Raw genomic sequence first — 302 nt, forward strand, 5'->3', positions numbered from 1 at the left:
GTATCTGCTTTGATTCTGCTATTGTTTCATTTACTTTTCTATATTCTCTGTACTTCATTACTATTGGTTCAAGCTCTGAATTTTCCTTCATCAGCTTCTGCCATGTTGGCTGGTCACTGATTATCTCAGGGTCTGCAACCTTCTCGCTCAGTTCCTTGTACTTGTCTTCAAGTACCATCAATTTATCAAGCATTTATATCCGCCTTTCTATAACTGAGATGGTTTATTTCGACCATCTTTTCTCTATTTTCTACACAAATTATCAATTTAATATTATAACATAGTTGACTGATTTTAACAAT

General features: G+C 33.8%; 1 protein-coding gene. It reads right to left on the minus strand.

Annotated elements, in window-relative coordinates; translation table 11 throughout:
- The coding region (locus tag NE547_RS18140) for a PCRF domain-containing protein (protein ID WP_256176638.1) at window positions 1-193 on the minus strand (193 nt) is incomplete at its 3' end.
- Between the last annotated feature and the right edge of the window lie 109 nt (window positions 194-302).

Source organism: Flavonifractor sp. DFI.6.63 (genome assembly GCF_024462255.1).
In the GTDB taxonomy this organism is placed as follows: domain Bacteria; phylum Bacillota; class Clostridia; order Oscillospirales; family Oscillospiraceae; genus Lawsonibacter_A; species Lawsonibacter_A hominis.